Annotated in this window: 15 protein-coding genes; all 15 read left to right on the top strand. The window is 37.6% G+C overall.

Going from position 1 to position 22,598, the window contains the following annotated elements:
- Nucleotides 1–70 precede the first annotated feature (70 nt).
- A complete protein-coding gene (locus tag BR82_RS17340; protein ID WP_005344203.1) occupies nucleotides 71–211 on the top strand; it encodes a hypothetical protein in 141 nt (46 codons plus the stop codon).
- A gap of 6 nt (nucleotides 212–217) precedes the next feature.
- Complete coding sequence (locus BR82_RS0108585; RefSeq protein WP_008371589.1) at nucleotides 218–1,306, top strand: DUF5688 family protein; 1,089 nt, start codon at nucleotides 218–220, stop codon at nucleotides 1,304–1,306.
- A 68-nt stretch (nucleotides 1,307–1,374) separates the two neighbouring features.
- Nucleotides 1,375–9,057 (top strand): DEAD/DEAH box helicase family protein, encoded by a 7,683-nt coding sequence (locus tag BR82_RS17985; RefSeq protein ID WP_027089856.1) that lies wholly within the window; start codon nucleotides 1,375–1,377, stop codon nucleotides 9,055–9,057.
- An 81-nt stretch (nucleotides 9,058–9,138) separates the two neighbouring features.
- Complete coding sequence (locus BR82_RS0108575; protein WP_027089855.1) at nucleotides 9,139–11,895, top strand: YodL domain-containing protein; 2,757 nt, start codon at nucleotides 9,139–9,141, stop codon at nucleotides 11,893–11,895.
- A 193-nt stretch (nucleotides 11,896–12,088) separates the two neighbouring features.
- Nucleotides 12,089–12,328, top strand: coding sequence for a helix-turn-helix domain-containing protein (locus BR82_RS0108565; RefSeq protein ID WP_027089854.1), 240 nt, complete (start codon nucleotides 12,089–12,091; stop codon nucleotides 12,326–12,328).
- A gap of 86 nt (nucleotides 12,329–12,414) precedes the next feature.
- Complete coding sequence (locus BR82_RS0108560; RefSeq protein WP_027089853.1) at nucleotides 12,415–13,149, top strand: LytR/AlgR family response regulator transcription factor; 735 nt, start codon at nucleotides 12,415–12,417, stop codon at nucleotides 13,147–13,149.
- On the top strand, nucleotides 13,142–14,452 hold the full coding sequence (locus BR82_RS0108555) for a sensor histidine kinase (RefSeq protein ID WP_027089852.1): 1,311 nt from the start codon (nucleotides 13,142–13,144) through the stop codon (nucleotides 14,450–14,452). The genes BR82_RS0108560 and BR82_RS0108555 overlap by 8 nt, the downstream gene beginning before the upstream one ends.
- A 98-nt stretch (nucleotides 14,453–14,550) precedes the next feature.
- Nucleotides 14,551–14,706, top strand: coding sequence for a cyclic lactone autoinducer peptide (locus BR82_RS15490; RefSeq protein WP_034864522.1), 156 nt, complete (start codon nucleotides 14,551–14,553; stop codon nucleotides 14,704–14,706).
- On the top strand, nucleotides 14,706–15,278 hold the full coding sequence (locus tag BR82_RS0108545) for an accessory gene regulator B family protein (protein WP_027089851.1): 573 nt from the start codon (nucleotides 14,706–14,708) through the stop codon (nucleotides 15,276–15,278). The genes BR82_RS15490 and BR82_RS0108545 overlap by 1 nt, the downstream gene beginning before the upstream one ends.
- A 78-nt stretch (nucleotides 15,279–15,356) precedes the next feature.
- Nucleotides 15,357–16,106 carry a serine O-acetyltransferase EpsC gene (gene epsC, locus BR82_RS15485; RefSeq protein WP_051592795.1) on the top strand — a complete coding sequence of 250 codons (750 nt, stop codon included), beginning with the start codon at nucleotides 15,357–15,359 and terminating at the stop codon, nucleotides 16,104–16,106.
- 91 nt (nucleotides 16,107–16,197) lie between these two features.
- On the top strand, nucleotides 16,198–16,887 hold the full coding sequence (locus tag BR82_RS0108535) for a 4'-phosphopantetheinyl transferase family protein (protein ID WP_027089850.1): 690 nt from the start codon (nucleotides 16,198–16,200) through the stop codon (nucleotides 16,885–16,887).
- A gap of 4 nt (nucleotides 16,888–16,891) precedes the next feature.
- Nucleotides 16,892–17,641, top strand: a complete 750-nt coding sequence (locus tag BR82_RS0108530; protein WP_145995107.1) for a thioesterase II family protein — start codon at nucleotides 16,892–16,894, stop codon at nucleotides 17,639–17,641.
- 19 nt (nucleotides 17,642–17,660) lie between these two features.
- On the top strand, nucleotides 17,661–18,638 hold the full coding sequence (locus BR82_RS0108525) for a SagB/ThcOx family dehydrogenase (protein ID WP_027089848.1): 978 nt from the start codon (nucleotides 17,661–17,663) through the stop codon (nucleotides 18,636–18,638).
- A 17-nt stretch (nucleotides 18,639–18,655) separates the two neighbouring features.
- Complete coding sequence (locus BR82_RS0108520; protein WP_027089847.1) at nucleotides 18,656–20,335, top strand: AMP-binding protein; 1,680 nt, start codon at nucleotides 18,656–18,658, stop codon at nucleotides 20,333–20,335.
- Nucleotides 20,336–20,409: 74 nt separating this feature from the next.
- Nucleotides 20,410–22,598, top strand: a 2,189-nt coding sequence (locus BR82_RS0108515) for an AMP-binding protein (RefSeq protein ID WP_027089846.1), incomplete at its 3' end; no start/stop codon positions are given.

Genomic DNA, 22,598 nt, shown 5'->3' with positions numbered 1-22,598 from the left:
TTATGATTGGGAGCTTCTATGTGAGGCTCCCTTTTTCATACAAAAAAATCACAGAAAGGAACAGAAAACTATGATGAAAGCAATGGAAAAAAGACAGGAAGCACGAAAAAACCAGGAGAAAACTTTAAAGAGAATGATGGCTTATCAGAAGAAAGCCGAGCAGATGGTCAGCAGAAAAAGAATGAACCATCACATGATCAGAAAGGGGTAAAAGCGTATGATGAACAGAAAAGAATTTTATGAATATGTCAAAGACAATGTAAAGGAGTATTTGCCAGAGTCTTACAAGGACGCAGAAATTAAACTTCAAGAAGTAGAAAAAAACAATGGACTGAAGCTTACTGGCATTACAATTCCAAATGGGAATCAGAGAATCGTACCGACAGTCTATCTGGATTCTCTCTACCAGGAATATATCAATGGGAAAGATGTAGATTCTTGTGTTGGGGATGTAGCTGATATGCGTATTGAAGCACAGGGAAAAGCAGAATTTTTTGATATGGGAGTTCCGGATATTCTTGATTATGAAAAGATGAAGGACAAATTACAGGTGAGAATTTGCGACAAAGAATGGAATACCGATCGTTTGGCAGACAAAGTAGTCACAGAACACGGAGATTTTGCAGCTTATTATGCAGTAAATCTGGAGGAAAATGGAGAGGGAATCAGCAGTATTCCGGTAACTGTTTCTCTGATGAACGAATGGGGAGTATCTGTCGAACAGATTCAGGCAGATGCGATGATGGCAGATAAGAACAGAGGAGTGCAACTGGTGGATATGACACAGATTGTCGAATCCATGATTTTTGGAGGAACACCAAAGAATCTTTTGAATGAAAAATTGGATATGGAAACTGTGGAGAATCCAATGTTCTGCCTTACCAATGAATCTAAGATGAATGGAGCTTCCCTGTTACTGCAGGAAGATATTCGAAAACAGATTGGGGAATGCCTGGGAAGCGATTACTTTGTCATCCCATCTTCTGTTCATGAAGTGTTGATTCTCCCTGATAACGGAATCTTTCAAGTTCCAGAATTAAATGCGATGGTACAGGAAGTCAATGAGACACAGGTGGAAAGACAGGAACAGCTTTCTGATAAGGTTCAGTTCTGTGATAAAAAGACAGCAGTAATGGAAAATGCTGAGCGCAGGGAAGCACGTCTGGAGAAAGAAAAAGCAGCCGAAAAAGCGGAAGTAAAAGGTGGAATCCATGGAAGATTGGAGAAAGCTAAGGCAGAAATCAAGGCAAAAGAGGCAGACAAAGTGCCGAAGAATAAGTCAAAAGATCTTGCCGCAGCATTATAAAGAGAAGTAACGATGATTTTATGGGGACTGTGCCAAGCAGTCCCTGATTTTATGAAAAGGAGTAGCACATGGCAAATAAATTATATGCAATGGAACAGCTGACGGAAGAGGTGGCAAAAGATGTAGCTGCCAGTCCGCAGGAATGGATGCGGTTCCTTGACACGGCATCCAGACTGTACAAGTATACTTTTCCAGAACAGCTTTTAATTTATGCACAGCGGCCGGAAGCAACCGCCGTAGCATCCATGGAAATCTGGAATCAGAAAATGTTTCGATGGATTAAAAAAGGTTCCAAGGGAATCGCATTGATTGATAATACATCAGGACCAAAGATAAAACTGAGATATGTGTTTGATGTGCAGGATACTTATAAAGTAAGAAATCTGGGAAAAGATCCACAGTTATGGAATCTTCCAATGGAAGGAGAACAGCTGGTTGCGGATTATCTGCAGGAGCAGTTATCACTGGAAGATACAGAAGGAGGACTTGCTGAAAGTCTGCATCAGGCAGCGAAGGAGAGTATGCAGGAATGGCTTCCAGATGCATTGGAAGAACTGAGACTGGATGTGACAGGGACATTTTTGGAAGAACTGGACGAACAGAATCAGGAAGTAGAATTCCGGGAACTGATGACCAATAGTGTCTGGTATGTATTACTAAACAGGTGTGGACTGGATGTACAGGAATATCTGGATGCAGAGGATTTTCGGCATATAACGGACTTCAATCAGCTGAAAATATTAGGACATCTGGGAAGTGCAGTCAACGAGATCAGCAGACCAGTCCTGATGCAGATTGGACGATATGTTCTGAATGATCTGGAAAATGACCTGAAAACGGTTGCAAAAGAAAAAGAAGTAGCTTATAATGAGTTTAACACGTTAATTCGTGAAAGTAATACAGATAACACAGAAGATAGAGAAGAAAAAAAGGAGGAAACAGACTATGAGAGAGATCAGTTACAGCCAGAACGGAGAGTATCAGATTCCAGATATCAGCCTGGAAGAGACGAGAGGAACGATCGGGAAGTACGGAATGATGAGGAAAGAGTATCTGAGAAACCACAAGGTAGCCAGGTTCAACATTCTGACACTGCAGAACCGTCTGGACAGTCATCTGATGGAGATCGACAGCCAGGCAAGGCAGAGAGTAGACAACCTGATGATCGAACTTCTGGAGAAAGATCCGGCACCGGACAAGATGGCAGACACAATGGCGTGGACCAGACACATGAACCAGATCAAGGCACAGGCAGAGGAACTGGTAATTCGGGAGATTATTTACAGTTAAGCCTGTTCCCAACAGAAGAGGAACAGTTAGGAGAAATAAGGAAAGCGGCAGCTGCATTAGAACAGCCAGCCGCTTTTCTTATTTCTGATGAAGTGGTAGACGATATTCTCCGAACAGGAAGCGGACAGAAAAATACACTGTTTCACATTACTGCAAGATTGATCGAAGGTTTGGATAATGAAGAAATGCAAAGCTTCCTGAAAGATGAATATGGTACTGGAGGAAAAGGATTTACCATAGATGGGCAGAAAATCAGTATCTGGTATGACAACGATGGTATCCGTATCCGACGAGGCGACTCAGCAAGAAGAAACTTTGACCGTATCGTTACGTGGGAAGAAGCTGCTGACAGGATCCGGGATATGTATGAGGCGGGAAATTACGTTGATAATCTTATCTCCAATAATGCTATTGAGCAGGAACAGAAAGAAATGACAGATCTTCTGGCACTACATTTCCGTGATACGAGCAGAAACAGAGAAGAGCAGTTGTCTTATCCTGACTGGCAGGACGTAGTGGGGGCGGCTTGGACAGATCCGGAGGAAGCAGCTGCGACAGCCTATCGTTTTGAATGGCTTCAGGAAGATATGGAAAAGAATCCAGAAGATTATCATCGCTGGGAAATACAGCACAATCCAGTGTATTTTCAGCGCTTTCGTGACCTCCAGAGAGATTTTTCCTGGGTTGATCAGCAATTCAAGGTAGAGCGGCCGGCGCTATCCTTTATTACACAGGATGAAATAGATGCAGTGTTAAGAAGAGGCGGTATTACTGCCGGAGGACGTAACCGAATCTATGAGTATTTCATGGAGCACCATGATATGAAAGATGCAGCTGAGTTCCTGAAAAATGAATATGGAACAGGTGGTTCTTCACCCGGAATACCAGGAGCAGATGCTTCTGACGCATCCCACGATGCAAAAGGATTAAAGCTTGGAAAAGGGAAGATTGGCAATCCAGAGGTAGAAGTTTTATTAAAGTGGAATAAGGTTGCAGAACGTGTTCGCCAGTTAATCCGCACAGATGATTATTTGTCACCGGAAGAAATGGAAAAGTACGAAGAGCGACAGGAAGCACAAAGACTGGCAGACCTGGAAGAAGCACAGCAGATGTTAGGAGAACAGCTGGAACAGGATACTTTTACAGCGGAAGATATAACGGATCTGCGACTAGTTGATTCAGAATATATGTCCGGTACCAGAACAAAAATCTATGATTTTGCTTGCAAAGTTAAGGGAGAAGAGAATCGACTTCAATACACATTAGAATATCATGATGATGGAGAAGGTTTCACGATTCATACGGAAAAAGATGATATTTGGGAGCGAATGTCAACACAAGAATTGGAACGTCTGGATGTAAAACTTGGACAAGAAGTACTTTATTATCATTATCACAACAAAACAGTAAATGCGGATACCTTAGATAAATTACGGGAAATCAAGGAAGAAATCATGGAGGAAGAGTCTTCCTATTTTACTGCTATTTCTAAACGTGTGTGGACAGATTATGATAAAAAAGAAAAAGAACTGTCGGGAGAAGTTGAGGTATCGGAAGAAAAAGAATCATTGGAAGAGATTAACGGAATAGCAGAACTGATTCCAGCAACGAACTTCCATATCACAGATGATGAACTTGGACAGGGAACACCGAAGGAGAAATTCCGAGCCAATATTATGGCTATTCAGCTGTTAAAAAAATGTGAGGATGAGAACCGCAATGCGACACCAGAGGAACAGGAAATCTTATCCAGGTACGTCGGCTGGGGAGGTCTTGCAGATGCATTTGATGAGACAAAATCTGCATGGGAGACAGAATATCTGGAATTAAAGACCGTCCTTACACCGGAAGAATATGCTGCAGCCAGAGCTTCCACATTAAATGCTCATTATACACAGCCGATTGTGATTGAAAGTATGTATCAGGTGTTGGAGAATCTGGGATTTACAAAGGGAAATATCCTGGAGCCATCTATGGGAGTCGGGAACTTCTTTGGAAAGCTTCCGGAGAATCTAAACCAGTCCAAACTCTATGGAGTGGAACTGGACAGCATCAGTGGTAGAATTGCTAAACTTCTCTATCCAGATGCCAATATCCAGATCAAAGGCTTTGAGAAGACGGATTATCCCAATGATTTCTTTGACGTGGCAATCGGAAATGTGCCATTCGGTGCATATAAGGTCAATGACCGTCAGTATGACCGCTACAATTTTATGATTCATGATTACTTTCTTGCCAAGACTATAGATCAGTTACGTCCAGGTGGTGTAGCTGCGTTGATCACAACAAAGGGAACTATGGATAAGGCATCACCGCAAGTCCGGAAATATTTGGCAGAGCGTGCAGACTTGCTGGGGGCAATCCGACTGCCGAACACAGCTTTTAAGGCAAATGCAGGAACAGAAGTCAGTGCTGATATTTTGTTTTTCCAGAAGCGTGAGAGTTTCACAAAAGAGATGCCAGACTGGGTGAATTTGGAGAGTGATGCAAAAGGGATTACCATTAACAAGTATTTTGTTCAGCATCCGGGAATGATTCTTGGTGAGATGAAAGAAGTGTCCGGTCCGTATGGTATGGAAACAACCTGTGCTCCAATGGAAGGAGCTGTTCTGGAATTACAGTTACAAGAAGCTGTAAAACACATCAAGGGAAGCATGGTAGCGGCAGTAGATATAGAGGCAGAACTGGATGAGATGCCAGAGAGTATTCCGGCAGATCCGAATGTCCGAAATTACAGCTATACGGTGGTAGATGATCAGGTATATTACCGTGTCAATTCTTTGATGAATCAGGTGAAAATGCCTGCAGCCACTGCAGAACGTGTAAAAGGCATGGTTGCAATCCGTGATACCGTTCGTGAACTGATCGCCATGCAGATGGAAGAATTTGTCACAGACGAAGAAATCCAGAAACAGCAGAAAAAACTGAATCAGGTGTATGATACCTACACAGCAAAGTATGGAGTTATTGGAAGTAATGCTAACAAACGTGCATTTTCTGATGACTCTTCTTATTGTCTGCTGTGTTCCCTGGAAGACTTGAATGAAGATGGAACATTGAAGCGGAAAGCGGACATGTTCACCAAACGAACCATTAAAAAGGCGGTCGCTGTGACAAGTGTGGAGACAGCCACAGAAGCACTTGCTCTGTCCCTAAATGAAAAGGCTCAAGTAGATCTCCCATATATGGCACAGTTGACCGGAAAGACCGAAGAGAAAATCACAGAAGAGCTGGTTGGAGTTATCTTCAAAAATCCACTGACAGACCAGTGGGAAAGCGGAGATGAATATCTCTCCGGAAATGTTAGGGATAAATTAAATATTGCAAGAACTTTTGCAGAGAATCATCCAGAATTCACACCGAATGTGCGTGCATTGGAGGCAGTTCAGCCAAGAGATCTGGAAGCGTCGGAGATTGAAGTGCGTATTGGAGCCACCTGGATTGAACCTTCGGATTATCAGGATTTTATGGTGGAACTGCTTCATACACCGAGGTATCTTGCACAGAAGGAAATACAGGTAAAATTCTCTGAGGTAAATGGTGAGTGGAGGATTACAGGAAAGAACGCCGACAGTCCAAGAAATGCGTTTGCCTATGCAACGTATGGAACGGAGAGAGCAAATGCCTACCGGATTCTGGAAGATACCTTGAATCTAAAAGATGTTAGAATCTATGATAAAGTTGTAAATGAAAATGGGGATGAAGTGCGAGTTTTGAATAAAAAAGAAACTATGTTGGCATCACAAAAGCAGGATGCCTTAAAGGCTGCATTCCAAGATTGGATTTTTAAGGATCAGCAGAGGAGAGAAAGACTGGTAAGCGTGTACAATGAACGTTTTAATAGTATCCGTCCCCGTGAATACGATGGAAGTCATCTGACTTTCCCAGGGATGAATCCGGAAATAGAACTTCGACCGCATCAGAAAAATGCAGTCGCACATCAGCTATATGGTGATAATGTGCTTCTTGCTCATGTGGTAGGTGCTGGGAAGACCTACGAAATGGTAGCGGCGGCAATGGAGAGCAAACGTCTGGGATTATCTCAGAAAAATCTTTTTGTAGTTCCGAACCATCTGACAGAGCAGTGGGGAGCTGAGTTCCTACAGCTATATCCAGGGGCGAACATTCTGGTAGCAACCAAAAAAGATTTTGAACCGGCAAACCGGAAAAAGTTCTGTGCCAGGATCGCTATGGGAAACTATGATGCCATTATTATCGGTCATTCTCAGTTTGAGCGTATTCCAATCTCTGATGAGAAACAAGAAGCCATGCTTCAGAGGCAGATTGATGATCTGGAAATGGCAATCCAGAGTGCAAGATATGAACAGGATGGTGGACGTTATACCGTCAAACAGATTGAAAAGACAAGAAAAACACTGCAGACAAGGCTGGAGAAACTGAATCAGAAAGAGAAAAAAGATCAGGTAGTTACTTTTGAAGAACTGGGAGTGGATCACTTGTATGTAGATGAAGCACACAGCTATAAAAATGCGTTTCTTTATACAAAAATGAGAAACGTAGCCGGGATTGCACAGAACGAAGCACAGAAATCCGCAGATATGTTCAATAAATGTCAGTATCTGGATGAGATTACCGGAGGAAAAGGCATTACCTTTGCTACGGGCACACCAATCAGCAATAGTATGACGGAATTATATGTTATGCAGCGGTATCTGCAGAACAGCAAATTACAAAATATGGGACTTGGACTGTTTGATTCCTGGGCCTCCACCTTTGGCGAGGTAGTCACGAGCATTGAGCTTGCACCGGAAGGAACAGGCTACCGTGCAAAATCAAGATTTGCAAGATTTTATAATATTCCGGAACTGATGAATATGTTTAAGGAGATTGCAGATATCAAGACTTCCGATCAGTTAAAACTTCCTGTGCCGGAAGCAGAATATGAAACAGTGGTGCTGAAACCAACGGAACAGCAGAAAGAAATCGTAGAAAGTCTGGGGGAACGTGCAGAAGTTGTCAGAAGCGGAGGGGTAGATGCCTCAGTTGATAATATGCTGAAAATCACCAATGATGGAAGAAAATTAGCATTGGATCAGCGTTTGGTGAACGAACTATTGCCAGATAATCCAGAAAGCAAAATAGCAGTCTGTGCAGAGAAAAGCTATGAGATCTGGAAAGACACAGCAGCACAGAAATCGGCACAGCTGATTTTTTGTGACTTGAGCACACCGAAAGGTGATGGCAGTTTCAATGTTTATGACGACTTGAAGCAGAAACTGATGGAAAAAGGTGTACCGGAAAAAGAGATAGCATTCATTCATGATGCAAATACAGAAGCAAAGAAGACGGAGTTGTTTGGAAAAGTGAAATCCGGGCAGGTTCGTTTTTTGATTGGTTCGACAGCAAAGATGGGTGCCGGGACCAACGTGCAGGATCGTCTGATTGCGTTGCACCATCTGGATATTGGCTGGAAACCATCTGACTTGGAACAGAGGGAAGGGCGTATTATCCGCCAGGGAAATCATAATAAAAAGGTTCATATCTTCCGATATGTAACAGAATCCACATTCGACAGCTACATGTGGCAGCTGATCGAGAACAAGCAGAAATTCATTTCCCAGATCATGACCAGCAAAGCACCGGTCAGAAGCTGCGAAGATGTGGACGAAGCGGCACTTTCCTATGCAGAGGTTAAAGCACTGGCAACTGGAAATCCGGCAGTAAAGGAGAAGATGGCACTGGACGTGGATGTGGCAAAGCTGAAACTTTTAAAAGCCAATCACATGAATAACCAGTATCGTTTGGAAGATGATATTGTAAGGAATTTTCCGCAACAGATTGCAAAACTGACAGAGATCATTGACAGCTACAAGGCAGACATCGCTCATTTTTCTGAGCATAAAATCACAGATCCAGAGCAGTTTTCTATGGAAATCAGTGGCAAAGTGTTCACAGAAAAGAAAGAGGCAGGTGCGGCACTTCTGGCGGTCTGCAAAGACATTAAGTCTGTAGATGCAGCTATGGACATTGGAAGCTATCAGGGATTTAACATGAGAATCCAATTCGACAGCTGGAGCAAAGAGTTTATCCTGTCTGTAAAGTATGAATCGGTAGCTAAAGTTCGGTTGGGAGCCGATGCTCTAGGAAATATCACTCGTATCAATAATCTTTTGGAAAGTTATCCGGAGAAACTGGCAGAAGCAGAACAACGGCTGGAAACGGTACAGGAGCAGATGGCAAATGCCAAAGAGGAAGTCGGGAAGCCATTTTCAAAAGAAGAGGAACTGAACCAAAAACTGGAGCGGCTATCAGAATTAAATGCACTTCTCAATATGGATGAACGGGAAGATACAGAAACAGAGCAAGCGGAATCAAAAGAGAAAGAAGAAAGACCGGCACGAGGTTCTATCCATGAGAAACTGCAGATTTATAAAGAAAAGAGTCAGCGGGAAAGTGAAACTGGAAAGGAAACTAGAAAACGGGACTTCGGTCTGGAATAAATAAACAGGAAAGATGGCATAATTTGGCAGAAAGAATGTTCTGCCGGTTATGCCATTTTTTAGAACACAGGAGGAGTTTATATGGCAAGAAACAGGATAACGGGTAGAGAAACACAGAAAATGCAGGAATATACGCAGGAACAGATCAGTCAGGCAGAGCGTAGAGGTATAGAAATTTCAACAGATGTAAAAGAACAGCTTTTTGAATATGCGAATCTGATCGGTGAGGAAGAGAAGGTTAGGACTCTGGTAAGAAATCTGGCAGATGTATTGAGCAAAGCAGATGAAGAAAGTGTAGAGGATTTACTGGATGATGCAAGAATGGATATTCAGGACTTACCAGATCCAACCATAGGCAAGCTGGAACTTCAGGATTATGGATATACAGCAGAGGATATGGTACCGCTTAGAAAGGAAGCAGCCTTAGATTATCACAGGATGGGTTCTAAGATTTATTGTCTGGGCAGCGATGGCGGTAAGGGAGAGTATGCAAGTAAAGAAATGATACAGGCACACGAAGGGCTGTTTGGCATGGAATTACAGATGTGGGAACGGATAAGGGATCAGGATCTGGATTATGCAGATGAAGATTTTGGAGCATTTCAGGAGCCTATGAGTGTCATTGAGCAGGAAGAAGCACTGAAATTATACGATGCCGGAGCAGATATTTATCTGATCACTAATTTTTCTTCACCGGTCTATGTCACGGAACGCATGGAAATTGAACGAGGACCAGAGTATTATCAGATGTCTAGGACAGAACTGGAGCGTTTTCGTAACCTGGAATGGGAAATGCAAAAATATCCACAGATTCAGTCTTTAAAAGAGGCAAACCTGCTGTTAGGAACAAGGCGAACCTTTGGTATTTATCAGATCAAGGATGATTCACCGGGCGAAAACTATGCATTTATGAATATGCGTTTTATTGAAAGTCATGGTATGCAGATAAAAAAAGAAGATTATAAGCTGGTCTATGTTGGCGAATTACTGGGAAATATGTCACTGGATGATATTTTTGAAAGGTTCAACATTGATAGACCGGAAGATTTCCGTGGGCATTCCCTGTCAGTCAGTGATATCGTAGTTCTGAATGACGGGGAAAAAGTAACCGCTCATTTTGTAGACAGTATCAGTTTTGAACAGCTGGATTCTTTCTTGAATCTGGAAGAACAGGTTCTTAGTGAACTGGCATATGAGGTAGGAGAACGGTATTTTGCTATTCAGAGGACAGAAGAAGGATACGATTATTCCTTTTACGATGAAGATTTCCGTCTGATGGATGGTGGCGTCTATGAAAATGATGAAAATTCTATTGAAGAAGCGGCAGAGGAACTTCTGGAAGACGAAGGCTGGACTGGAGAACGCATCCGTGGGGATTATGATCAGTTGATGGAAAAAGTGGAAGAAATGGATGAGGTTGTAATGGCAGAGATTCAGAAAAGCCAGGGCGAATATAAGCCTTTGGCGAAGGTGGAGGAACTGGAAGAGGCAAATTATAATATGATTGATAACGTTCTTAATAATATGTCACCGAAGAAAGAACCTTATCTGGAATATTTCGCCACAGAATGCGATGAGTTTCACGATATGGGAGCATATGAAAAAAGTACCGATGTTAATCAGATAGCTGCAGTCTATGAAAAATATAGGGAGAATCCAGAAACAGCTTATCTCGGATGCTCAATGGGAATTATCTATCGTGATCCGGAAGACAGTTACTACGATGAAGCCGAATTTGCAATCGTAAAAGGAAATACTGTATTTGGAAATCTGATGGATGATGTTCGGTTTTATGGAGAACTTGCACTGGTACGGGAAGGGATTGAGAAAATTCATGAAGCATTGCCGGACTATAAGTATATACCGATGCGGGATGTTCGAGAAGCAATGTATCCTGAGAAGATGACCACAGAACAGCTGGCAGAGGCATTGGATGAGATTGCAGAAGCATTTGATCCGTATGAGTATCGGGATAATGTGGAGATAGGAGAAAATACGGTACAGGAAGTAATGCTGGATTTGCGAAGCGGGAATATTCATTCCTATATTTCGTATCTGAAGGATATTGTAGATGAAGGATGTGACCAGTCTGTGCGTGCAGGTATATTGATTGAAAGGCTGAAAGCCTATGAACCGGAGCTTCCAAAAGATATGGAACCAATGGTGTATGTGAATTATTGTGAGAAAAGTGAGCTAGGGAAGCCAAGATGCCAGAAGTTATCTGATTTGGATTCAAGAACCGTAGAACAGGACAAAACCTGGTATGCTGATCGTGATCAAAACACAAACGAACCAAAAACGACAGCACAGATGTTTTTTACAGTATATTATGCTGAGAAAGGTGACAAGATGTTGCACCATTTTCAAGGTAAGATAGATATTGGTACCGGAAACGGCGGTATCATCAGTCAGTTAAAGATGCAGAATGAAATGAAACTGACAGATGAAAGCTGGATCAGCTATCAGCAAGGAAAAGGCAATGAAGAGTACCAGAAGTATATGGAAGATCTGACGGATATGCAGAATCATGTGTTGCCGTATTTGCAGAGCTTTTGCAGCCTGAAAGAAAAAGGTGTGCAGGAGAGACGAGAACAGCAGGTAGCAGAGAAAACTGAGAGCAGAGAAGCTGCGCCAAGAGCTGGCATTGAAGCAAATACAGCAGTTAAGGACGCAGGGAAAGCTGAAAGAAAGCCAGTAGCACAAAAGAGAGCAATGACAGAAAAAGAGAAAAAACCGTCAATCCATGAACGCTTGGAAATCAATAAGAGAATCATTCAGGAAAAACAGGGAAAAGATAAGCCGGAGAGAGGGGCTGATTTGGATGTAAGGACGGTGTAGTATGAGATAGAAAGGAGTCGGAGGTCACGGATAACAATGTGGCTTTCGGCTTTTTTTGTTTTGGTAAAAATGCTGAATTATCTACCACGAAAGTATACAAAGCTTACAAAGATGTATCTTTGTTCAAAAAGACTATATATGGGCGACCTTTTACGGGCAATTTATATAGAATAGAGAAAAGGTGGTAGAAATCATGGATATGAAAACAGCAGTTATATATCGTCTTGAAGAATTGATAAGGCAAAACGATATTACCGTGAATGAGGCGGCGATACGTTCTGGTGTTCCGCCATCAACGCTGAAGAATATTTTGTATGGGCAGAGTAAGAATGTAGGCGTAGTTACAATCAAGAAATTGTGTGATGGATTAGAAATCACAATACCAGAATTTTTTGGAGATTCCATCTTTGCAGAGTTGGAACCGGAGTTATAGAAGTAAGAGATAATCTCATGGCAAAATTCTGCGGGATGGTTTTTTTTATGAAATGAGGTTAGTTGCAACTAACAAAAGGAAGGATTATGTATAAGATAGCTATTTGCGATGATGATAAAAGATATAGAAAAACGATCAGGGAGATTGTAGAGCATGAAAATAGTTTGCATGAAAATGAAATCAGATTTTATGAATACGAATCTGGAAATGAACTTTTGAAACATACGGATATTCTCCACGAATTGGTCTTTATAGACATCCGTATGCCGGGGCTGGATGGAAACCAAACAGCATTAAAATTGAGAAATTATAACAAAGATGCAGTTTTAATCTTCTGTTCTAGTTATTTTGAGCCGACAGTGGACAGTATTAATTTTGGGCAGCCCTTCCGGTATATTATGAAGGACTTACACGATACCAGCTTACGCCGGGAAATTGCAGCTATTATGACTGAGGTAAAGAGACGCTTTCTGAATGACTATGCGGTAACGGTGACATCGGCGGGGAAGATAATACGCATACATGTGGAAAATATCTTATATGTTTCCAGAGCCAAAAGAGGATGTGTGATAACCATTGTGAAAGAGCAAGAAAAAGAGACAGTTCGGTGCAGAGAATCGTTTGGAGAATTATGTGAACAGTTAAAAGATCAGGGATTTGCACAGGCGCATTATAGTTACATTGTTAATTTGGGAAAAGTAGAAGGGTTAGAAAAAGGCGTACTACGGTTGAAATACGGAATAGAACTGAATGTTTCAAGAGCAAAGAAAGAAGAGTTTACCGAGGCGCTGTTTGAATATCTGAGGGAAAGGAATGGTTGATCTGATGGATTTACTAAGAGATGTTTTAGTTTGCAGCCTTCAGGTATGGATGCTGAATGATTTTGGGAAAAATATGTTTCCATATAGGGTAGGATCTTTATGGAAAAGAATTGGGGTGTATTTTGCTGCGGCACTTTGTATTTTTATTGCAAATCATATGGGAACGACGCTATTTAATATTACGATTATCCCTGTAAGTTATACGATTGCTGCCATTATTATTTTTCAAGGCAGTAAGTGGAAGAAAGTTATCATGGCCTGTTGTTATTATATGTTGGCAATCATACCAGAGTTTTTGTTTGCTGCGATTACTGAAGCCTATGGAGTAACTGGAACAGCAAACGAATTTCAGTCTGAGCTGGAAAAAACATTGGCTATTTTGCTGATGAAAACGATGACTTTTTTACTCGTGAAATGTATTAACCAGATAACAAGAAAGAAGAATTATCTGACGATTGAAAATAAATTGTTTACTGTGCTGTTAACTCTGCCGATAGCGACAATTATCATTTTTATGTGTATATACTATTCGCATATTTCTTTTACCGGTGTAAATCGTATCATGATTCCTATTGGAGCAGCATTGCTGTTAATGACGAATATTTGTATATTTGCAGTCTTTGATAAATTAATTGAAAGGTCTGAAGAAGTAAAAAAGATGGAATTGCTTTATCAGAAAAGTAAAGCTGAAAATATCAATCAGAAATATATCAATAAAGTAAACGAAGATAAAAGGGCTTTTTTGCATGATGTGAATAAATTTCTTTGTATTACAGCGAACTTGATAGAAAATGGAAAAAATCTTGAGTTGGATAACATGGTAAGACATTTGGGGATCCGGATACAGGAAATGAAAAATTATAGTTGCTGCGCTGATCCGGTTCTAAACAGTATTTTATGTGAAAGAAAATTTGTCGCCGAATCAAAAGGCATATTGTATAAAATCAAACTTGGAAATAATCTTAGAACAGATTTTATAGAAGACCTGGATTTGATTTCTATTGTGGGGAACCTTTTGGATAATGCAATCGAGGCTGCTGAAAAGACAGAGAAAGATAAGTATGTGATTTGTAATATGTATATGGGGAATGAAAATCATTTCCTGGTAATGGAATTTCGCAATAATTATATTGTGCCTTTAATAAAAGAGAAGGAGCGATATATAAGTACAAAAAGAGATTCCGGCAGTCATGGAATCGGGCTTCATACGGTAAAGAAGCTGGTGGAAAGATATGGAGGAATCATGAGGATTGTTGCAGGAGAACAGGAGTTTTCTGTTGAGATAATCTTTACAATTAAGTAAGACGATGCAAAAATCGCCCAAAAAATTACCGTTTTGGCCGAGGTAATTGTAGTAGAGGCGATTTTTTAGTAGAATTTTGAAAAAAGGAGGCAAAAATCATGAAGAAAATATTAGACAAAGTAAAAACAAAGGTATTAGAGGGCATCAATTTGCTTGCGCTCAAATTGACAGCACGTTCCGCAAATCTTGCATGTGACTGGTTATATTTTCAGGATGAAGAACCGGACGAAGTTAAGAAGATGAGAAAGTTTTAATGCGAAAAAGGATAATCGACTGGTTTTTCACTTTACAAAGCCAGCGGGGAATTCTTGGGGAAAAAGAGCGTAGGTTTTATACATATGCTTACGGTTTGCTTCTGAATAAGATAGCTATATATGCCATTATTGCTATAGTTGGTACGACAACAGGAAACTGGATAGAAATGTTTAGCTTTTTACTGCCGTTTACTGTTTTAAGGCAGTATGCAGGGGGAATTCATTTAGAAAAGCCTACGAGCTGTATTATTTTCTCTGGTTTCCTCGTTTTCGGATGTGGGCAATATTTAGCGGTAACATCAGACATTGGATTCTCTTTTTTCTTTCTTTGGCTTATTGCGGTTTTAGTTATATTCATGTTAGTACCAATAGATACTAAAGGTAAGAAACTAGACAAGATAGAGACAAGAATTTATGGAAAACGTGCAAGAATAATATTAGCGATTGAATTTATAATGGCTATATTTTTAGGGATATATGGATTCTCTTTGCTGGCAAAAGGAATTGCAACAGCGCATTTGGTTTTAGCTACTGGACTAATAATAGGAAGTGTAAAAAAATTTTGGATGTGAGTTAGAAATACCTAACCAACAAAGGAAAGAAAAGTAAAATGAGTAAAAAGATTAGGTAGTAAGGAAGATACAGAAAAGATGGGATTGATGATAAATAAGAACTTTAATGATAAATGGATTCAAAAATTTATAAATTTATTACAGGGTTTCTTTTATGCGCAATATTGTCCATTTGGACAGGAAGATGAAAGAAAGATAGAGCAAGAAATATGTAACTTACTAAAGGAGTATTTAGAATTGCTAAATATGGGAAGAAGTGAAGATGAAAGAAAACTAGTGGAGTTTAAAAATACACTTCCTGTTTTAAAACAGTTGGTTATATCGGATATGATAGCAGCATATGAAGGAGATCCGGCGGCAAAGAGCTATATGGAGATTATAATAGCTTATCCGGGGCCATTAGCAGTATTGGTTCAAAGAACAGCTCATTGCCTGTATGAATTAGATATTCCTATTTTGCCAAGAGTCATGACGGAATATGCACACTCAAGAACGGCAATTGATATTCACCCAGGAGCAATAATTGGTAAAGGTTTTTTTATAGATCATGGAACGGGTGTGGTAATTGGCGAAACAACAGTTATTGGAAAGAATGTAAAAATGTGTCAAGGAGTAACCTTGGGAGCGTTATCTACTAAGGATAGTCAGAAACTAAGATATATTAAGAGACATCCTACAGTAGAAGATGATGTAACTATTTATACGGGAGCTACTATTCTTGGCGGAGATACGGTAATAGGAAAAGGCAGTATTATTGGGGCTAATACATGGATTACACAGACAATACCTCAATATGCTCTTGTAAAACAATATATCTCGGATTTATAAATTGTGGAATATTTAAAACAGGATAATTTTATAAAATGTGGAGGATAATGTGTATTTTCCCGAAAATAAATTATGGAGAATAAAGTAATTAATGATAAGTATTAAACAATATTGTAACGAAAGATTATTCAAACTAAGTAGAATAAAATTACTTCCGAATGAAATTCATTTATGGAGTATTAATTGGAAAGAATTAGAAGATTATATACATAAATATAAAAATTTAATTTCTATACAGGAAGAACAACGAGTATATTCTTTTAAATTTTATGAAGATAGAATGCGATGTATGACAGGAAAAATTTTAACAAAATTACTATTAGCACATTATTTAGAAGTAGATTGTCTTGATATTCAAATATGCTATGAAAAAAATGGGAAACCATATCATATGCCAATAAAAGATAAAAGACTTATACAGTTTAATGTTTCGCATTCTGGAGAATTTGTTTTTATGGGATTTGCATATGAAAAAAGAATAGGAGTTGATATAGAAAAAATAAATTTATCATTTCAATACCAGTGTATAAGCGATAAGTTCCTTTCTAAAAAAGAGATAGAGGATATTAATAAAAGTAAGAATATAGAAAAGTTTTATAATCTATGGACAGCAAAGGAGGCTTATGTAAAAGCGATAGGAATAGGACTTTTTAAAGAGTTCAAATCTTTTTCTGTTAGTGAAGACATAATAAAAGAGAATAACAAAATAGAAGAAGGGTGGTTTTTGAAGAACATAAAATTAAACGAGGAATATGTAGCATGTGTCGTGCTTCAAAAATAAAACTATGAAAGGAAAAATAAAATTGAGAAAGAGAGATAATAATATGGAGATATTTCCTTATATTCAAAGAATGAAAAAAGAAAAGCCATATCAATTATTTTGTTTTCCTCATGCTGGAGGGAATAGCTTAACTTTTGCTAAATGGGTAGATCGTAGTAGTAAAATAGACATTATTCCCATAAGTCTTTCAGAAAGAGGTAAAGAAAATAATTATAATAACTTAGTAGGTATAATAGCTGAAAAAATAATAGCCATACTAGATGATAGACCATTTTTTTTCTGGGGACATAGCATGGGCGCTGCATTAGCGTTCTCTGTATCGTATTATATTGAAAAAAAATACAATTATTTTCCAGAAAAATTGATTGTTGCAGCAAGACAACCTCCTTTTGATCCGTGTGCAAAAAGCTTTAGAAGCAGTATGGGACTAAGTGCATTATTAGATGAACTAAAAAATGCAGGAGGAACTCCAAGAGAATTATTAGAAAGCGATATTTTTAGAGAATATATGTTACCGGAAATTATGAATGATTATGTTTTACATGAGGGTTTTAAGTATCATGGGGAAATGATAAATTCTTCTATAGTTGCTCATTGTGGTACAGAAGATATAGAGGCAAACGAAACAATTATGCTAGGATGGAAAGAAGTAACATTAAAAGAATTTAAGATAACTTCTTTTAGTGGAGGACATTTTTTTCCACATAGCTATACAAAATATTTGGAAGAATTAGAAAAGGAAATTATAAATTAGCTATTATAAAGGAGATAAGATGGATACGAATAAATTATTATATTGGTCGCCTGTTTTTCGATGGGAAATTGTGGACGGCTGCCTGAAAATTGAATTATTTAATTATGGTCAGCAGTTTTCTGGATTATTTCCAGAATTTTACTTTTATACACAGAAAGGGATTTTAGAAGAAGACTTAATTGAAAAAATGAGTTATAAAAATAATCCCTTAATTAAGAAATTTATAAGAGATTTAATTAAAAGACAGATTTTGATTTATAGCCCATTAGAGATACAACAACTGGTACATATACAGAATTATCTTTTTGATAATAAGTATGATGAAAAAATTAAATATGATGCGGAAACTCTGGAGAATTTTAAAGAAATACAGTTAACTAGAAATCCGGTCATGGAACAAAAAATAATGGATGAAATTAAGATACCCACAAACAATTTTTCTCATATGATTGAAAAGAGAAAAAGTGTTCGCGTTTTTGACAATGAAACACTGATGGATAAGGAAAAATTTTTCAAAATAATATCTATTTTAAGAGAAAGGGATGCTATTACGCATCGTTATTATTATGCAAGCGCAGGTGGATTATATCCTATTGATGTTTATGTCTATATTAAAGAGAACAGAATTAAAGAAATACCGGGTGGACTTTATTATTATTCACCTAAATTAAATTGTTTACAGAAAATAAAAAAAGAGAACGTTATAAACGAGGAATCTCAATATTTTATGAATAAGGATATTTTTTCACATTCAGCATTTAGTATATATTTTATTTACGATGCAGATGTTTCGATGCCTAAATATGGTGGAATGGCATATATTTATGCATGTATAGATACGGGGATAATGGTTTCGCTATTAACTTATATTGCTGAAGCAGAAGAAGTTGGAAGTTGCTCTATTGGAGAAATGGATTACAAGAAGATAAAGCCCCTTTTTCCATTAACTTCTAATATGTCGTTCCTTCATAGCATGGAATTTGGTATTAAAAAGTAATAAAGGAGAGAGGTACATTGTTATCAGAAATTCTAAAAAAGATTGTTGAGGAATCCACTAATGAAGGGATTAGATTTATAGAACATACAACGGAGGTTTTTGTAAGTTATAAGGAACTATATAATGACGCAATAGGATTAGGAGAGTGGCTAAAAGAGAAAGGGATGAAACCGGGGGAATCTTTGGTAATTTTGCTACAAAACCGCAAAAATTTCATTACAACTTTTTGGACTTGTTTGATATTTGGATATACAGCAATTCCGGTGGATTATATTTCAGCATGGAATAAATCATGGGGAATAAAAAATGTCGAAAATGTATTTCAAAATATAACTAACAATAAAGTAATTACTGACAAAAAACAATATGAAATTATATCTCAAAATAAATATATAAAAAGCAGCGATATATTTATTTTTCCAGAAATAGAAAATATTAAAAGAGATTGGAAGAAAAATTGGTTTAAAGTAATTGATACAGAATATCCAGCGGTAATTTTATTTACATCAGGCAGTGTATTTTTGCCCAAGGGAGTGGTTTTAACAACAGAGAATCTTCTCAATGGAATTGAACAAGTAATACAAAAAATTCACTACAATAAGTCAGATGTAATAATTAATTGGATGCCTTTAACTCACGTGGCAGGCTTACTTCTTCTACATTTAATACCTCTATGTAGTGGGGCAAACGAAGTTGTTGTATCAACAGAGGATTTTTTGAGAAATCCAAGGGGATTTTTCGATTATGTTAAGAAATATAAAGGAACCGTAACTATGTTTCCGAATTTTGCTGTTGAAATGTTAGTAAACTATGGAAAGAAAAATGATATATCAAGTATTGATATTAGTAGTTTGAGATGTGTTTTTAATGGTGCAGAACCTATAAATTGTACGAATATGTATAAATTTATTGAGTTGTATAAAAAATGCGGATTCAGGAAAAATGCGATGGTTGCTGTATATGGGATGACGGAAACAACAACAGCAGTAACAATACATGATCCTGCTAAATGTGAAGATAGATTTCTTAGAATTGATAAGAAAAAATATTTTTCAGAAAATATATTAATAGAATGTAATAGTGCAGAAAAAAAGGAATATTTCGATATAGCATATGTAGGAAAGCCGGTACATGGGGTAAGTATTAAAATATGTGATGAAAACGGAAATGAGGTTAAACAAGGGGAAATTGGAAATATTTTTGTGAGCGGAAGTAATGTTGCTAAACAGATTCTTAGTAATAAGCAATATTGTCCATTAATAGGGCAGAATAATTATTTGGAAACAGGAGATATGGGAACTATGATAAACGGACAACTCATAGTTACAGGAAGAAAAAAGGACATTATGTTTTTTAATGGACTTAATTATTATCCGGAAGATATTGAAAAGCTGTGTAAAGAAAAATTAAAAGAAATTTGCGTAGACTATATAGCATGTGCGATACAAAATAAAGAGCTTATGAAAGATGAATTAGTAATATTTGTAGAAAATAATTTATTTGAGAGTGAACTTATAGAAAAACGAATTAAAGATACAATAAGTACAACAATTCATCAACCGGTTAAATATGTAATTCCAGTTAAAAAACTTAGTAGAAATAGAATTGGGAAAAAGCAACGAAAAGAAATGAAAGAACGATATGAAAAAGGTGAATTTGAAGATTACATTAAGAAAATAGAAGCTAGGAATTTTTAACCATTAGAGCAATTTAGCATCAAAGAATTAATTTTGAAAATTGATCAAAAGAAACAGAAGGAGGCTATTAAAAGATGACTAGAGAAATGGATAAAGAAACAATTACAAAAACCCTATTAGGATTTTGGAAAGAAGTACTTGGACAGGAAGTTTCAGCAGAGGATGAGTTTTTTAATATTGGTGGAAGTTCTTTAACAATGTTTCAATTACTAGGTAAAATTTCGGAGGTTTTTTCATTAGAGATAGAACCAGAGGAATTTATTGAAATGGCTTCAGTAAGAAATATAGCTTCATATATTGCACAAATATTAAATAAGAAAGAAAATGAAAAGCTAAAGGATAAAGGTAAAATAATTCCCCCATCCGTTGTTCAGGAAGCTTATTATATTGGGCGAAATCAAGAATATGATTTAGGCGGAATTTCAACACATGCATATTATGAAATAGTCACAGAATATACGATCAATGAATTAGAAAACGGAATAAATGAATTAATAAAAAAGCAACCAGTTTTAAGAACTTTAGTGTTGGAAAATGGAGAACATATGCTTTTAGAGCAGACGCCTCGATATATTATTGAAAGTGATGATTGTAAGAATTGTTCAGCGGAGATTATAGAAAATAAAATAATCACAATCCGTAATACATTATCACAGTGTGTACTAGAAGCAAATAAATGGCCGTTGTTTAAGATTGTAGCTTTAACAGGAATACAGGAACATAAAACATATCTTTTTGTCCATTTAGATTTGTTAATTATGGATGGTGCAAGTATTGGCATTTTTATGTCTCAATGGAATGATTATGCAAAAGGAAAAGGAAAATTAGAAAATATTTTTGATATAGAGGATTATTATTTGAAGCAGAAAGGAATGCGGGACTCAAAAAAATATAAAGTTGACAAGAAATATTGGCTTTCTAAATTAGATGATTTCCCAGCAGCACCAAATCTAAAATTAAGGCAAAATGTTAGGGATGTAAAAGCGAAAAACTTTAAAAGAATTCAGGAAATTATAGATAGAAAGACATATAACGAAATCTGTGAAATAACAGCTAAGAATAATGTTAGTCCTTCTATTGCTTTTATTACGGCGTACGCCTATATCTTGGGATTTTGGAGTAATCAAAAAAATTTATCTATCAATCTTACAACAATGGATCGCCCGACGGGGATAGATGCTAAAAATGCTATTGGTGAATTTACTAAAATTGTATTACTGGATTCCTCTGTTGATGCTACAAAATCATTTTGGGAAAATGCAAAGATGATTCAAAGACGGTTATTAGGAGGATTAGGGCACCGTAGTTATGATGGAATAGAGTTTATTAGAGATTTGATGAGGGAAAGTGATACTCCGTCAGGCAGTATTATGCCAGTTGTATTTACAAGTATGTTATATGGGGATAAAAATTTAACAGTAGATGCATTGGGAGAGATAAAATATTCAATAAGTCAAACATCTCAGGTATATTTAGACGCTCAGATTTCGGAAACGAAAAATGGAATAGTACTTAACTGGGACTATATGGCTGAACTGTTTGATTCGGAAATGATTAAGAAGATGTTTAGACAATATATAGCATTGGTAAAAAGTATCATGGATGAAAATTTACAGTATCCGGAGATATCAAAAAATGATAAGAAAACTATCAATACTTATAATCAGACTCAGACTGATATACCAGAAACTACGATTCAGGATATGTTTAAATTAATAGCTAAAGCATATTCAGATAAGTATATTGTCGTAGACTCTACGGGAAGAACAACATGTGCTGAGCTAGATGAAAAGTCCACTCAAATAGCAAATTATCTTTTGAAAAGAAATATTTCAAAAGGTAGTATTGTAGCGGTAATTGGAACACGCAGTAGAAAAACTATTATTAATATTTTAGGGATTTTAAAAGCGGGCGCTGCCTATGTGGCAATAGATCCAGAATATCCGGAAGAACGGAAAAAATACATACTGTCTCACAGCGAAAGTGTGATGTGTTTAGATGCAGATTTTTATGAACGTGAAGAAATTTGTGAATATTCATCTGAACCACCAGCCATTGGATATACTCCTTACGATCTGGTTTATATCATTTATACATCAGGCAGCACCGGAACCCCAAAAGGTGTTTCAATTACTCAAGGGGCAGTTATGAATACTGTACTTGATATAAACCAGAAGTTTCATGTCACAGCAGAGGACAAGATTATAGGCCTGTCATCTATGTGTTTTGACCTTTCGGTGTATGATATTTTTGGCTGCCTTTC

Origin of the sequence: Thomasclavelia saccharogumia DSM 17460 (genome assembly GCF_000686665.1) — a bacterium.
Lineage (GTDB): Bacteria > Bacillota_I > Bacilli_A > Erysipelotrichales > Coprobacillaceae > Thomasclavelia > Thomasclavelia saccharogumia.
Note: the sequence above shows the minus strand (reverse complement) of the source record. Positions and strands in the feature narration are given on the sequence as shown.

Bases quoted from the DNA above. Each gene is read 5' to 3' on its own strand.
- BR82_RS0108560 (WP_027089853.1), top strand. From the start codon at position 12,415: ATGTATAAGATAGCTATTTGCGATGATGATAAAAGATATAGAAAAACG.
- BR82_RS0108545 (WP_027089851.1), top strand. From the start codon at position 14,706: ATGCGAAAAAGGATAATCGACTGGTTTTTCACTTTACAAAGCCAGCGG.
- epsC (WP_051592795.1), top strand. From the start codon at position 15,357: ATGGGATTGATGATAAATAAGAACTTTAATGATAAATGGATTCAAAAA.
- BR82_RS15490 (WP_034864522.1), top strand. From the start codon at position 14,551: ATGAAGAAAATATTAGACAAAGTAAAAACAAAGGTATTAGAGGGCATC.
- BR82_RS0108530 (WP_145995107.1), top strand. From the start codon at position 16,892: ATGAAAGGAAAAATAAAATTGAGAAAGAGAGATAATAATATGGAGATA.
- BR82_RS0108535 (WP_027089850.1), top strand. From the start codon at position 16,198: ATGATAAGTATTAAACAATATTGTAACGAAAGATTATTCAAACTAAGT.
- BR82_RS17340 (WP_005344203.1), top strand. From the start codon at position 71: ATGATGAAAGCAATGGAAAAAAGACAGGAAGCACGAAAAAACCAGGAG.
- BR82_RS0108575 (WP_027089855.1), top strand. From the start codon at position 9,139: ATGGCAAGAAACAGGATAACGGGTAGAGAAACACAGAAAATGCAGGAA.
- BR82_RS0108585 (WP_008371589.1), top strand. From the start codon at position 218: ATGATGAACAGAAAAGAATTTTATGAATATGTCAAAGACAATGTAAAG.
- BR82_RS0108555 (WP_027089852.1), top strand. From the start codon at position 13,142: ATGGTTGATCTGATGGATTTACTAAGAGATGTTTTAGTTTGCAGCCTT.
- BR82_RS17985 (WP_027089856.1), top strand. From the start codon at position 1,375: ATGGCAAATAAATTATATGCAATGGAACAGCTGACGGAAGAGGTGGCA.
- BR82_RS0108565 (WP_027089854.1), top strand. From the start codon at position 12,089: ATGGATATGAAAACAGCAGTTATATATCGTCTTGAAGAATTGATAAGG.
- BR82_RS0108525 (WP_027089848.1), top strand. From the start codon at position 17,661: ATGGATACGAATAAATTATTATATTGGTCGCCTGTTTTTCGATGGGAA.